This window comes from Edaphobacter sp. HDX4, from assembly GCF_036877565.1.
Classification (GTDB): domain Bacteria; phylum Acidobacteriota; class Terriglobia; order Terriglobales; family Acidobacteriaceae; genus Edaphobacter.
In genome coordinates this window covers 46922-59654 of record NZ_JAEDXW010000012.1, presented here as the reverse complement: position 1 = coordinate 59654, position 12733 = coordinate 46922, and the positions used below count along the sequence as shown (strand labels likewise).

Here is a 12733-nt window from a genome sequence, read left to right as displayed (position 1 = left end):
TGAGATGGAATTTGTTCGTTGCCGCTGTGCTTGTTGTCTCCATCTCTCCGCTACTGACCGGCTGTGGGACTGCACAGGCTAAGCCCGCTGATAGCTCAACACCGGTAACAACTCAAGGTGCTCCTGGCCCGGCGGGACCTCCAGGCATGGTCTACCGCAAAACGTACGATCCAACCGTGCAGTATGCGGCGAATGATGCCGTGACTTATCAAAAGTCCACTTACATCGCTCTCTCGGATACGAAAGGTGTACCGCCGGCAGGATCACCTCAGAGTCTGACGAACTGGTCTTTGCTCGCGGCTGCTGGTCAGGATGGAGCTCCTGGACCACAAGGGCCGCCGGGAGTTGCTGGAGCGCAAGGAATAACCGGACCATCTGGCCCACAAGGTCCGACCGGCCCGACTGGACCGCAAGGCCCCGCCGGACAGGGTGGCCCCTCTTCCCTATCAGGGAAGCGATTCTTTGTCCTGGGGGATAGTATTTCGTCCGAGGAGATGTCACATAAGTCCTGGCAGAAGGCAGTTGCCAAGCGAACTGGCCTCATTCCAACCTTCACAGATGCATGGCCGGGGCGTCGGCTGACAGAAGCCTTTGTATGTTACGGAGCCAATAACCCAGGAGATCCGCTCGGAACGTATTCGTCTGCAATCCGGCCAGGGTGTACGGCTGATGGAGGAAAAGACGGAGCAACGCTCGCAGAGAACCTGGCGGGCTCGGATCTGGCAATCATTGCTCTTGGAACGAATGATGAGAGGGCTCCCATAGGGCAGCTCGGGGATGCGATAACATCCGGAACGTCTGAAGGGGCGCTGCGGTGGATCGTTGAAACGATGGAGACTGCGAAGCCTCAGATTCGCGTGGTAATCGTAACTCCTCAATGGAATAATTTCGCACCGATCGCCACTGTAAAACTGTTAGCAGATGCGGAAGCGGAGTATGGTGCAAGTGTTGGAGTACCGGTCATCAACATGTTCCGATTGGGCGGAGTGAACTCGATCAACGTGAGGGCTTTGACGGAAGACGGAACTCATCCCCGGCTGTGGACCTTCGATAATTTTTATGGACCAGTCGTCGCGCAGGGCCTGATGCAGATCTTCTAGCAGGAACGCTGTCCCATGTAGGAGCGAGCGCCATCCCTGTAGTACTGGGGTGGTTCAGTGTCGCCAGCCTGCCCAACGGATATCCAGACCTAATGCGCTCAAGAGTAGCCCTAATGCAACGCCCCCCGTGAGAAGTACGCCAAGCGCAATAACAATTCGTTTAGCCACAAGTAGATCGTAGTCGCAGTTGGAAACAAAAACGCAACAACAGTAGTTATCGTCCCGGACACTTCTGATTGATAGCTCTCCTTCGGCTTCTAAGGGAAAGATTGGAAGCGAAGGAGAAACCAGCGAATGCGATGATGCCGAACACGAGATCCCCGGTGATCGACGTATGCACCTCCGCGCCAGAAGTATTGTCCTAAGGCACAAATAACGTGCCAGGGCATACCTTCAGTCCCTCGCGCGATCTTCCATCCACAACTCGAGCTGTTCGAGTGCGAATGTCTGGTAGAACAGGACAGTCTCTCCTTCGCAGAGCCTCTGCATAACCCGAGCAGCTGTTCCGGCATCCACTAAGGAAGCGATATCCAGGCTCAACGCGCCTGTGTTCTGAATGACCCAGCGATGCGATGCGATTCCATTGGTTGCAACGAATACAACGCACTCAATTCGTTTGCCGTCAGCTTTATGTGAGTCGATTTGTGGCGCGGCTACAAGGAAATAGTCGTTCATTCGTCCCGAAGACTATGCTGTTCCCCTTAAGCAAAACTTAAGGTGATGGGGATAGGCGCTGATCCGCTACACACGCAAATAGTCTGTGTATGGGAATTGCCTCATTCCCATCAATGCCGCCATTGTGAGGCCATGACGGATGCCTCTACGGCTCCAGTCTCGTATGTCCAAAGCCGATCCGTCCACAGGAGGCGTTGTAACTCAGCTGCTCGATGAGGGCTCCACCAGCGATTCTCGTTGGAGACATTAGAGCCCTCGTGTGGCGGAACCTCATTGTTACCCCTCGCACTGCTTGGTGTATTCGATGGTAACTTCACGAGCTTCCTTTCATTCCATGAAGTAACGTCAATCATTCCAGCAACTTTCCAGCGGGAAAGCGGCATCTCCAGAGATGCGGCAGAAGCGTCTTAGTAGCTTCAAAGTAGAAGACCTCAGGTGGATTGCGAAAAAAATTCCAGCTGTGCAGAAAAAAATACTTCATTCATGCGAAGATTCGTACAACTCGAGGAATAAACTTCCTCATCTATAAAAACGTGGCAAATCTTTGCATAGTCGGTGAGCAGCTAATAGAAGGCGTGAAACGCGCGGAAGTCGAGGCATGGCCCCCGGTCACTGCTGTCCCCTACCCTGATTTGGTAACGAGGCGCAAGCCGCTCCTCTCTGCGGAGACGAACTTGCTCATCCATGCCAAAGCTTGTAACTCTTGCAATCCTGCTGTCCATTTGTATTTCCTGCCTTAGATTCGATCCAGAAGTTCGGAGAGTCGATCAGGTACGGAGGGACGCAGTCAAACGGGTGATCACGTCGATCCCTCAACCCTCGAGGCATGCGGGTCCGGTGAATATCGCTAGTCCGGACCCGGCCGAGGTAGATATACCGCTTGAATCAGCGCGGGCACTCACTCGCCCCGCCAGGTGAATCTGAAGATCGTGTTGGTCGCCTAGCAGGCGCTCACGATTTCAGACGTCGCTGGATAAGCCACGCCATACAAAACATGTTTTAGGGGCTCCCTGTGTGTTTCGATCCTGAACAGTCTTTTCCCAACTCAGCCCTGTCCCCATCAATAAGATAGCTTCCGGCATCCCGTGCTGCTGAAATCAGCATCTCTTCACGGAAGAGTTCGCGAGGAGGGAAGCCAATGCCTGTACCGGAAGTCGGTCAGATCGTTCATTTGGAGAATGTGGAAGGTCGGCTCGTCGTCAAAGAAGTGGACGAGGAGGCGCAGACCGTTGATCTAGTCTCCGCTCACGGCACACCGCGCTCTTTCGGGAAGGTACCGGTCGCGGACCTTTTGCCCGGTGAGGACCTCTCCGCAGGGTGATCTTATATGAGCTCAGGAACGCACGGCTACCGCGTGGCTCTGGGCCTTCCGCAACAGAACGGCCTGATCGAGGATCCGTTCAGCCATCTCTACCTTCGTACTTTCGCTCAACTCTACCTGAGTCTCTGGAGTCACAAACCAGCCGGCGTTGCGGTCGGAGTCAAAGCCCGTTTCGTTGCCGGATACGTCGTTGATAACTAAAGCATCCGCGCCCTTACGGACGAGCTTGGCGCGGCCGTTGGCGAGCACATCCTCGGTCTCGGCGGCGAATCCGATGACGAGAGTATCGGGATTCCTCTGCTTTACGACCTCTTTGAGGATGTCGGCGGTCGGCTCAAGTTGCAGAATCCGTGGGCCTTCCCGCTTCAGCTTCTGGGGAGCTGCCTGGGCCACTCGATAGTCGCTGACCGCTGCGGCCATGATAACTATCTTTGATTCAGCGAGTTTCGCGAGAACGGCGGTGCGCATCTCTTCGGAGCTCGTTACGGGGACCAGCTCGCAGCCTTCAGGAGCCGGCAGGGCAGTGGGAGCGCTGATGAGGATCACTCGGGCTCCTCTCGAGCGGGCGGCGGCGGCCAGGGCGTAGCCCATCTTGCCGCTCGATCGATTTCCTATAAACCTCACAGGATCAATGGCTTCTCGGGTTCCACCCGCGGTGATGAGGATCGTCTCCCCTACAAGGCCGAGCTTCTTTCCTGCGGCCAAGGCGAGTTTCTTCCCGGCGGATGGGTGAGCCAGAACCTCTGCGACAGTGGCGACGATGGCGCTCTCTTCAGCCAGTCTTCCACCCCCAACCATGCCGCAGGCGAGGTAACCACTATCCGGCTCTACGATGGTTACGCCCCTTTTTCGCAGGGTCTCGAGGTTGGCCTGAGTGGCAGGGTGCTGCCACATCACGACGTTCATCGCCGGGGCTACGATGACTGGGGCGGTGGTGGCGAGGTACATGGTGGTGAGAAAGTCGTCGGCTATGCCGTGGGCAAACCGGGCCAGAATGTCGGCCGTGGCGGGGACGATGACGAGGGCGGCGGTGGTCTGGGCCTCGTTGATGTGCTCGATCCCGGAGACCTCGCCTCCGGAGGCGCCTGCATCCTCGTTCCACAGGCTGGAGATGACCTTATGGCCGGTGATCGCCGCAAAGGTGAGGGGCTGGATGAACTTCTCCGCCGCTGCGGTCATGACGACGTGGGGATTGAGGCCGGCGTCCTGCAGCTGCCGGACGACCTCGACGGCCTTGTAGGCGGCGATGCCACCGGCGACCCCCACCGTCACTTTGATCCGCTCGGCCACTTGCGATTCCTCCCTTCTATATATACGCCCTGTGCAAATCGAGGTCGCGCTGCCGCTCACGTGGCCCGCGAGAGATCTGCGAGTTGATAGGACACTTCGAACGCAGATCCTTTGAACGCAGATCCTAACGACCACAGATCCTTCGACTGCGCATCTCGCGGTAATGCTGCGAGATGCTTCGCCCAGGATGACAGTCAAACGACGAATTGGGTTTTGGGGACGGTCAGCGGATGGCTGCCATTGCGGCACGGAAGAGGGTCTCGAAGTCTTCGGCGGCTGCGGGGGACTTCTGGATGGCGGTTTCGATCGCCTTCTGGGCGATGGGCCGGGGATAACCGAGATTGACCAGCGCCGAGAGGGCATCATCGCCGATGGGTCCGTGATGGGGGCCGGTCGAGGAGTCCAACGTCGGAACGGCCAGATCGTCGAGTTTGTCCTTCAGCTCCAGCACGACACGTTCGGCGGTCTTTTTGCCGATCCCTGGAATTTTGGTCAGGGTGGCGTGATCGCCGCCACGGATTGCAGTTACCAGTCGCTCTGACGAGATTCCGCTGAGGACGGTAATGGCCAGTTTGGGCCCGATTCCGCTGATGGTCAGAAGGCGTTCGAAGAGGCGCTTTTCCTGAGTGTCGGCGAAGCCGAAGAGCGCGATCTGGTCTTCGCGGACATGAGTATGGATGAAGAGCTTGGCCTCAGCTCCTTCGGCGGGGAGCTCGGAGAAGGTCGCGATCGAGATGATGACGTCGTAACCCACGCCGTTGCAGTCGACGATGGCTTGGTTGGGAGATTTGGCGAGCAGGCGTCCGCGCAGATGAGCAATCATGCTTGGCTGATTGTAATTTGCAGGGCTGGGCTTCCGGACGCTTTCGTCAGGGAAGCAGATCCTTCGACTGCGCCCTTCGGGCTTCGCTCAGGATGACATCCTTTATTTTCTCGTTCGTGGCGAACAGAATGGATCCCTGTATTCTGCCCGGGCGCCCTGGACGCAACCCGGCAAAATACAGGGATCCTTCGCGTTGTCAGGATGACGGCTTAACCGCTACACCGTAGCTAAAGCTGCTCTAAGCGAGGAGTGGTCTGGCATCCCCGATCGCTTTTTGGACCACTTACTGCGGCGTGGAGCGCCGTTCATCACGTACAGGTTCTTTCTGAGAAGATGACGTGATCTTCATTCAGGTCAATCCTGCTAGGCGGCAACAGCCTTAGCGCTTCGCTTCGGGTGTTCGATATCGGGGAGCAGGCCGGTCAACAGGCCGATCGCCGGGAGGTAGGCGCACAGCTGATACACGAAGAAGATTCCCTTCATGTCTGCGAGCTTTCCGAGCACTGCCGCACCGATGCCTCCCATGCCGAAGGCCACGCCAAAGAAGAGGCCTGAGATCATGCCGACGCGGCCGGGCAGAAGCTCCTGAGCGTACACCAGGATGGCCGAGAAGGCAGAGGCGATGACGAAGCCGATGACAACGCTCAGAACGCCGGTCCAGAAGAGGCTGGCGTAAGGAAGCATGAGAGTGAACGGTAGAACGCCGAGGATGGAGATCCAGATGACGAGTTTGCGTCCATAGCGATCACCTGCCGAGCCCCCGATCAGGGTTCCCGCAGCGACGGCGCCGAGGAAGAGGAAGAGCAGAATCTGCGAGGTCTGCACGGAGACGTGGAAGCGCTGGATGAGATAGAAGGTGTAGTAGCTGGTCAGGCTTGCGAGATAGAAGTACTTCGAGAAGACCAGCGCGATCAGCACAGAGATACTGACAGCGATACGGGTGCGTGACAGCTCGAGATGGCTATGCTGTTCCTGCTTCTTCGGTCCTGATGTCTCCGCCTGGCGCGCCTTGTACCAGCGACCTACACGCATGAGGACGACGATGCCCAGGATGGCAGGGAGAGCGAACCATGCCATACCCTTCTGGCCCTGCGGAAGAACGATAAACGCTGCCAGCAGAGGACCGATCGCGGAGCCGCTGTTTCCTCCAACCTGAAAGAATGACTGCGCGAAGCCGTGTTTGCCACCGGAGGCCATGCGGGCGATACGCGAGGATTCAGGATGGAAGATTGCCGAACCTACACCGACCAGCGATGAGGCGATGAGCAGCCATAGAAAGCTGGGCGCGACCGCGAGCAGGATGAGCCCTATCAGGGTGAAGGTCATGCCGACGGGAAGCGCATAGGGCTTGGGCCGGTTGTCGGTAAACTGGCCGATCAGCGGCTGGAGCAGCGAGGCCACTACCTGATAGGTCAGGGTGAGCAGACCCAGATGCGTGAAGTCGAGGTGGAAGGAGCTTTTGAGTATCGGATAGATGGATGGCAGAAGCGACTGCACCATGTCATTGAGCAGGTGGCAGAAGCTGATGGCAGCCAGAACCCGGAACAGGGTCTTCGACGGTCCGTTGAGACCGGGTTCGGTCTGGCCGGACTCAAGGCCGGTTACATCGGTGGCGGGATAGCTCGCCGAGATGGATGTCTCGCTCATGCGGTGCCATCAGTGTAACTTCCCTTTGAGAGCTCCCTCCCGGAAAGATGTTGTAGCTCGTTTGGCTCATCTTAAAAAAACAAAATGTCTTTCTATTTGTAAAAGTTATTTTGCATGTGTAAAACTTTCTTCCTCTCTGCGAAGGGCCGTCTTTCCGTGCTGTCTGCGAAGTATCCGCCTGAGGAGACCACCGGTGGACAGGATTGATGATGGCAGAGGCCGGATATTGTGGAGCGGCTGACCCGATATCTCGATGATTTCAAGGAGTCGGGACACTCGCGTTATTGATGCGCAACAGAATGGGTTCTTCGTTAAAATAGGTCTGCAATGCCGTTTCCGATCAAAGTCTGCGTGGTGTGCAAGGAAGAGTTCGAGCTGAAGCCCGATAAGCCGGGATTCGCGAATCGCTGCCCTGAGTGCAGTGTGGAAGAAGAGCCGGAGGAGACCGGAGCGAAGGGCTCGATGAGTGCCGAAGAGCGTCAGGCTCAGCGTGAGGCGGATGCGGAGCGGCGGAAGGCGATTCGGGACCTGCTGTATCGCAAGGATCGCTGAGGTTTTTTCTTTCGGTGTGCTCTGCCGGGAATGGTGGAGGCGCTACGGGCGAGATACAGGGATTCATCGCTTTGCTCAGAATGACGGCGTTTTTAGGATGACACCGAACTTCAGACGGGTTCTCAGCATTTTCTGAGACGGATGGGCGTTCCCGGAATTGATTTAGCTGGTGCCTGCAGCAGCTCTTCTTTGGCAGAATGGACGGCATGACTTTCACACGACGTTCCTTTCTTGCCGGCGGAGCTGCGCTGGCGTCAGCCACAGGTATGCGCGGTCTCGGTCAGGCAGGCTCCCCGACGCTTAGCGTGATGGATGTGGTGGAGCGCATCAAGGGCAAGGTAGGGATGCCATGGATGGCGCAGACGGTCGACCGGATCGTAGCGGGAGACGGGAATATCCAGGTGCGCGGAATTGCGACCACCATGATGGCGACGCTCGAGGTCATTCAGCGAGCGGTGGCGGCCGGAAACAACATGATCGTCACCCATGAGCCGACGTTCTATTCGCATCAGGATACGACGGACGAGCTGGTGGGAGATCCGACGTATCAGTGGAAACGGAAGTTTCTTGCCGAGCATGGCGTGGCGGTCTTCCGCTTTCACGATCACTGGCACAGGATGTCGCCGGACGGTATCAACGAAGGCATGACGCGCGAGCTGGGATGGGAGAAGAACGCGACGGAGAAGGGTTCGCACGAGTTCGTCTTTCCACCGACAACGCTCAAGGCACTGGTGAGCACCATGGCGACGCGGCTCAATGCACACTCGATGCGCATTGTGGGTGATCCCGGCCTGGAGGTGCGCCACGTGATGGCGAGCTGGGGATATGCGAGCCTGATGCCGAAGATGATTATGGTGGCGGCACGGCCGGACATCGATGTGGTGATCTGCGGCGAGACCCGGGAGTGGGAGATGGTGGAGTACGTGCAGGACCAGATCGCTTCCGGGCTGAAGAAGGCGCTGATTGTGATCAATCATGTTGCCTCGGAGCAGGCGGGCATGAGGTATTGCGCCGAGTGGCTGAAGCCGATCGTGCCGGAGGTGCCGGTCACGTTTATGGCGAACCAGGAGCCGTTCTGGATTGCGCACGCGTAGGCGTGAGGCCGCGACTCTCGCGCTAGTTTCCTTTGGTGTATTTGATCAGGAGCACCTCGTTGCCGAGCTCGCTATAGATCAATTCGTTGACGGTGCCCCTTGCTAACAGAAGACCGTATCCTCCAGGGCGAAGACCCTCTCTTTCGCGCCTGTCGATGTGGGCGACAGGGTCCTGCGAGACCTCGGTCATTGCAATGTCACTGACGGATTCCGGACGGAAGCCGGAACCTGGATCGCGCAGATAAAAGACGTAAGCGCGGGCGGTGCGGACGGCCGAAATCTCGACGACCTGCTCGGGGTTGAAGGCGGCGCCGTGCTCCATGGCGTTCATCAGGATCTCGTGGAGTGCCTGCAGCATCTCGAGGCGGAGGTCGGGAGCAAGCTGCAGGCTGAGCTCGTTGATGAAGGTGAGGAGGCGTTCGCCAGTAAGGATGGTGCAGTTAGCCCGGACTGTGACCCAGCCGGGCTTTGCGGTGACTACCTCAATGGCGTCGTGCCAGTGGCTGTCAGAGGCAGCGACCCGGGCGAAGTTAGCGATGGTTTGTGGATCGAAGGGCGCCGTATAGCAGGCGAAGACCCGGGCGCGCAGGGCTGCGATGACTTCGTCGGCGGTACTGTGAGGAGCCAGCACGATGCACTTGACGGCAGGACGGAGGAATCGCATCTCTTCAAGGAGAGCGATGTCCTCCTGGATGGAAGTGTTCGGACTTGTGACGACGACACCGAAGGATCGCAGCCGCAGGCGCTGCAATGCGCCTACGGGACCGGCGGCATAATCGACGGGAACACCGGCGTGGGAGAGTGCATCGCCGATCTCGTGGGTGATGGGATTATCGGTTCCGATGACGAGGACCCGGCTCATGATGGTGAACTCCAGGAATGGAATAGGTTCGCGAAGACACTGAACAGCGATCTATGCATTCAGACGAATGCGGGGCCGGTAAGAGAATGATATCTAAGTCGGGGGTCGGTGTAAGCCGTTTCCAGGCGCGTCGGTGCGGTATGGTTGGAAGATCGACTGGATTGAGGTTTCTGACTGCATGTTTCGTTCCGTGGCTGTGGTGTCTCTTGCGTTGGTCTCGTTACCGGTGTTTGCCCAGAACCAGAAGACGCAGGACAGTATCCTGCATATAAATCAGATTCAGGTAATCGGCACCCACAACAGCTACAACATGGGGTTTGCGCCGAGCGAGGCGAAGTACTTCGAGCAGCATTACGCCAAGGCGTATCACGGCCTGGAGTATCACCATCAGACCCTGACGCAGCAGCTGAATGCGGGTGTGCGGCAACTGGAGCTCGACATTGTGCAGGACCCCAAGGGTGGACGCTTCGCGCATCCGAAGATCGTCGAGCTGACGAAGGAAGCGGGGCTTCCGGCAGACACGGACTTCGATCCGAAGCACGATTACATGAAGCCGGGATTCAAGACACTGCACCTGGGCGACCTGAACCAGAGGAGCAGCTGCATTCTGTTTACGGAGTGCCTGCGCGAGGTTCGCACCTGGTCGAAGGCGCACACGGCGCATGTGCCGATCTTCTTCCTCATTGAGGACAAGCAGGGCAAAGTGAGTCAGCTTCCGGATGCGGTAACTGCGGAGCCATGGACGGCGGCGACGTGGGATGCGATGGATGCGGAGATCCGCTCAGTCTTCAAGGAGAGCGAGATCATCACTCCCGACAAGGTGCGCGGAGGCGCGGCGACGCTCGAGGAGGCGGTGCTGGCGGGCAAGTGGCCAACAATGAAAGAAGCGCGCGGCAAAGTGGTGTTTCTGCTCTACAACCGCAGTTCGGCCCCGGCGTATCTTGCAGAACACGCCATGATGAAGGGCCGCGTGCTGTTTGTGAACGGACGTCCGGGCGAGCCGGAGGCAGGCTTCGTGGAGCAGGATAAAGGGACGGCGGACGAGATTGCGGGGCTGGTGAAGAAGGGCTACCTTGTGCGCACGCGCGCTGACTTCAACACCGATCAGGGCCGCGCGAACGATACGACTCGCAAGGACGAGACGCTGAAGAGCGGAGCCCAGATGGTGAGCACGGACTTTCCTGTGAGTGAGCCTGCTCCGTGGACTGGCTATACGGTGGGACTGCCGGGCGGAGTTGCGGCGCGGTGTAATCCGGTGAATGCCCCCAGCGGGTGCAAGGATGAGTGGGTGGAAGGGAAGGGACGTTGACGGGTGGGGAATTTCCGAGGGGCCCGAGAAGAAGTCGTGGAAAGAGATCTTTGCCCGGCTTGATGCGGCTGTGGTGCGAGAAGATTTTCTGTCGGATCGTGACAGGAGAGTACCGCAGGAACGCGTTGTCTGTCGAGGCTGAGATCCTGGCCTGAACGCTAACAGGCATTCCGATGATCAGGAAAGCTGAAGCGATTCCAGCAGGCATCCGGGCGACCGGCCTCAGTCGCGATTCGCCAGAGCAGTTGTCACTTAGATGTATTCTCAATCCGTCATTCTGAACGCAGTGAAGGATCTCTGTATTTTGCCTGTGGCGTCTCCAGCGCTCCGGGCAAAATACAGGGATCCTTCGCGTTGCTCAGGATGACGACGTTTTTACGACTGCGACGAAGACCTCTTAACAGTAAACCGCCGCGAGAACGGCTCTAATGCGTCTCGGCTGGCTTCGGCTTGCCCCAGATGCTGTCCAGGAACAGATAGCGTTCGCGGTGAGCGTCCGGTTTGGCGGCGCTGTTCTTGTCTAGGTGCATCACTTGCCACTCGGTGGGTCCATAGGTGGGCCACTTGGGCAGGCCGGAGCTGTTGGGGTCGCCGGTGCGGGCGAAGTTGGTCCAGTAGGTCTGAATCTCGTTCGAGAGCTTGCGGTCTTCAGGCCGCCACATGGCCTCGGGGCGGGAGTCCAGCGTGCCGAAGACATACTCGATGTCGTCGGAGTGGAAGGCTCCGGCAGAGGTCGTGTGGAAGCGGTCGCCGGGGTTGCCGAGGGCAAAGTAATAGCGATAGACGGGAGCCTTGCCGGTGGCGACCTGCTCTTCGAGCCACTTCCAGGTGGAGTAGGCGATGAACTTGTCTCCGGCGTAGTCGGCAGCGGAGTTGAGGGCTTCGGTCTCGGTGGCATTGGGATAGAGCTTGAGGAACTCTGCCGACTGTGCGTGGAAGTCATGCTCGGCATCGACGGCGAATCCGGCGGCGGAGAAGGTGTTGAGGCTGCCGGCGATTCCTCCGCGGCCCTCATCGGCGTTCCATCCGGCGAGCGTGGGGACGTGCGCCTCTTCGCCTGCGGCGTAGATGGCGGCGACGGATTTGGGAAGGAACCAGCCGTCAATGTCGGGGCCAAACCGTGGCGTGCCACCGGGGGCGCGAAGAGGACGCATGATGTCTTCGGTGGAGAGGCGGCGCAGCTTCGCGAGGTCGCTGGTTCCGTAGAGGGTGACCGCAGCGGCGGAGTCGATCTTTTCGCGCTGCTCACGCGGAAGGTCAGCCGGGCGTGAGGAGGCGATGGCGCCGCCGCTCTCGCCGATGGCGTGCTTGATGAGATCGCGCGTCATGGGGGAGGCCATGTGGAAGTTGACCGAGAACGAACCTGCGGATTCACCGAAGATGGTGATGTTGTCAGGGTCGCCACCGAAGGCGGAGATGTTGCGCTTGACCCACTGAATGGCGGCGTTCTGGTCCATCAGGCCGTAGTTGCCGCTGGCGTGGTGTGGAGACTCGGCGGTGAGCTCCGGGTGGACGAAGAAGCCGAAGATGCCGAGCCGGTAGTTCATGGAGACGACGACCACGTCTTTGCGCGCGAGGAACTGGCCGTCCTGGCGGCCCTCGGAGCTGGCTCCGCCCTGCAGACCGCCGCCGTAGATCCAGACCATGACGGGCAGCTTACCGGGTTGGGCGTTGGCGGGTGTCCAGACGTTGAGGGTGAGGCAGTCCTCGGAGGCGCCGGGGTCGTGGAACATCATGTCGCGGAAGATGGAGGCCTGGACGCAGTGATAGCCGAAGTCGTGCGCGGAGCGAACACCGGTCCATGCCTCAGCCGGTGCGGGCGGTGCCCAGCGCAGGTTGCCGACCGGTGGTGCAGCAAAGGGAATTCCCTTGAACGCCATCACCTTTCCGTCGGTCGTGGCTTCGCCTTCGACGGTTCCCTTGTCGGTCCGGATCTGTGCGGGGATGGCGGCGAAGACGGCGGTGGAGGCGAGGAGCAGGGCGGCGGCTAGGAGTTCGCGACGGAGAAAGGACATGGTTTGGTCTCGGGGAAATGGTAGTACAGATGGGGTGGAGCGGTG

At 58.8% G+C, this 12733-nt stretch carries 11 protein-coding genes; 5 read left to right on the top strand and 6 right to left on the bottom strand.

The window, feature by feature from the left end; all coding sequences use genetic code 11:
- Positions 1–11: 11 nt before the first annotated feature.
- Entirely contained in the window at positions 12–1100 is a 1089-nt protein-coding gene (locus tag JAO29_RS12840) for an SGNH/GDSL hydrolase family protein (protein WP_334268624.1), read from the top strand.
- Between the two features lie 393 nt (positions 1101–1493).
- Here the strand turns inward: JAO29_RS12840 and JAO29_RS12835 are convergent, their stop codons facing one another.
- The gene (locus JAO29_RS12835; protein WP_334268623.1) at positions 1494–1775 is read right to left on the bottom strand and encodes a hypothetical protein; all 282 of its coding nucleotides are present in this window, start codon (positions 1773–1775) and stop codon (positions 1494–1496) included.
- A 1138-nt stretch (positions 1776–2913) separates the two neighbouring features.
- Between JAO29_RS12835 and JAO29_RS12830 the strand changes: the two genes are divergently transcribed.
- Positions 2914–3096, top strand: a complete 183-nt coding sequence (locus JAO29_RS12830; RefSeq protein WP_334268622.1) for a hypothetical protein — start codon at positions 2914–2916, stop codon at positions 3094–3096.
- 12 nt (positions 3097–3108) lie between these two features.
- Here JAO29_RS12830 and coaBC read toward each other — a convergent pair whose 3' ends face one another.
- From coaBC to JAO29_RS12815, 3 genes are all read right to left on the bottom strand, one after another.
- The gene (coaBC, locus tag JAO29_RS12825) at positions 3109–4386 is read right to left on the bottom strand and encodes a bifunctional phosphopantothenoylcysteine decarboxylase/phosphopantothenate--cysteine ligase CoaBC (protein WP_334268621.1); all 1278 of its coding nucleotides are present in this window, start codon (positions 4384–4386) and stop codon (positions 3109–3111) included.
- 223 nt (positions 4387–4609) lie between these two features.
- Positions 4610–5209: a Holliday junction branch migration protein RuvA gene (gene ruvA / locus JAO29_RS12820; protein WP_334268620.1), complete on the bottom strand. Its 600-nt coding sequence runs from the start codon at positions 5207–5209 to the stop codon at positions 4610–4612.
- Positions 5210–5572: 363 nt separating this feature from the next.
- Positions 5573–6856 carry an MFS transporter gene (locus JAO29_RS12815; RefSeq protein WP_334268619.1) on the bottom strand — a complete coding sequence of 428 codons (1284 nt, stop codon included), beginning with the start codon at positions 6854–6856 and terminating at the stop codon, positions 5573–5575.
- Between the two features lie 327 nt (positions 6857–7183).
- Here JAO29_RS12815 and JAO29_RS12810 point away from each other — a divergent pair, with 327 nt between their 5' ends.
- Both JAO29_RS12810 and JAO29_RS12805 read left to right on the top strand, forming a co-directional pair.
- Positions 7184–7408 (top strand): hypothetical protein, encoded by a 225-nt coding sequence (locus tag JAO29_RS12810; protein WP_334268618.1) that lies wholly within the window; start codon positions 7184–7186, stop codon positions 7406–7408.
- Between the two features lie 206 nt (positions 7409–7614).
- Entirely contained in the window at positions 7615–8502 is an 888-nt protein-coding gene (locus JAO29_RS12805) for a Nif3-like dinuclear metal center hexameric protein (RefSeq protein ID WP_334268617.1), read from the top strand.
- Positions 8503–8524: 22 nt separating this feature from the next.
- Here JAO29_RS12805 and JAO29_RS12800 read toward each other — a convergent pair whose 3' ends face one another.
- Complete coding sequence (locus JAO29_RS12800; protein WP_334268616.1) at positions 8525–9364, bottom strand: ATP-binding response regulator; 840 nt, start codon at positions 9362–9364, stop codon at positions 8525–8527.
- A gap of 178 nt (positions 9365–9542) precedes the next feature.
- Between JAO29_RS12800 and JAO29_RS12795 the strand changes: the two genes are divergently transcribed.
- Positions 9543–10673: a phosphatidylinositol-specific phospholipase C1-like protein gene (locus JAO29_RS12795; RefSeq protein ID WP_334268615.1), complete on the top strand. Its 1131-nt coding sequence runs from the start codon at positions 9543–9545 to the stop codon at positions 10671–10673.
- A gap of 425 nt (positions 10674–11098) precedes the next feature.
- Here JAO29_RS12795 and JAO29_RS12790 read toward each other — a convergent pair whose 3' ends face one another.
- Positions 11099–12688 (bottom strand): carboxylesterase/lipase family protein, encoded by a 1590-nt coding sequence (locus tag JAO29_RS12790; RefSeq protein WP_334268614.1) that lies wholly within the window; start codon positions 12686–12688, stop codon positions 11099–11101.
- Positions 12689–12733: the final 45 nt, after the last annotated feature.

Coding starts and splice junctions, on each gene's coding strand:
- JAO29_RS12805 (WP_334268617.1), top strand. CDS start 7,615: ATGACTTTCACACGACGTTCCTTTCTTGCCGGCGGAGCTGCGCTGGCG.
- JAO29_RS12830 (WP_334268622.1), top strand. CDS start 2,914: ATGCCTGTACCGGAAGTCGGTCAGATCGTTCATTTGGAGAATGTGGAA.
- JAO29_RS12795 (WP_334268615.1), top strand. CDS start 9,543: ATGTTTCGTTCCGTGGCTGTGGTGTCTCTTGCGTTGGTCTCGTTACCG.
- JAO29_RS12790 (WP_334268614.1), bottom strand. CDS start 12,688: ATGTCCTTTCTCCGTCGCGAACTCCTAGCCGCCGCCCTGCTCCTCGCC.
- ruvA (WP_334268620.1), bottom strand. CDS start 5,209: ATGATTGCTCATCTGCGCGGACGCCTGCTCGCCAAATCTCCCAACCAA.
- JAO29_RS12800 (WP_334268616.1), bottom strand. CDS start 9,364: ATGAGCCGGGTCCTCGTCATCGGAACCGATAATCCCATCACCCACGAG.
- JAO29_RS12835 (WP_334268623.1), bottom strand. CDS start 1,775: ATGAACGACTATTTCCTTGTAGCCGCGCCACAAATCGACTCACATAAA.
- JAO29_RS12810 (WP_334268618.1), top strand. CDS start 7,184: ATGCCGTTTCCGATCAAAGTCTGCGTGGTGTGCAAGGAAGAGTTCGAG.
- JAO29_RS12815 (WP_334268619.1), bottom strand. CDS start 6,856: ATGAGCGAGACATCCATCTCGGCGAGCTATCCCGCCACCGATGTAACC.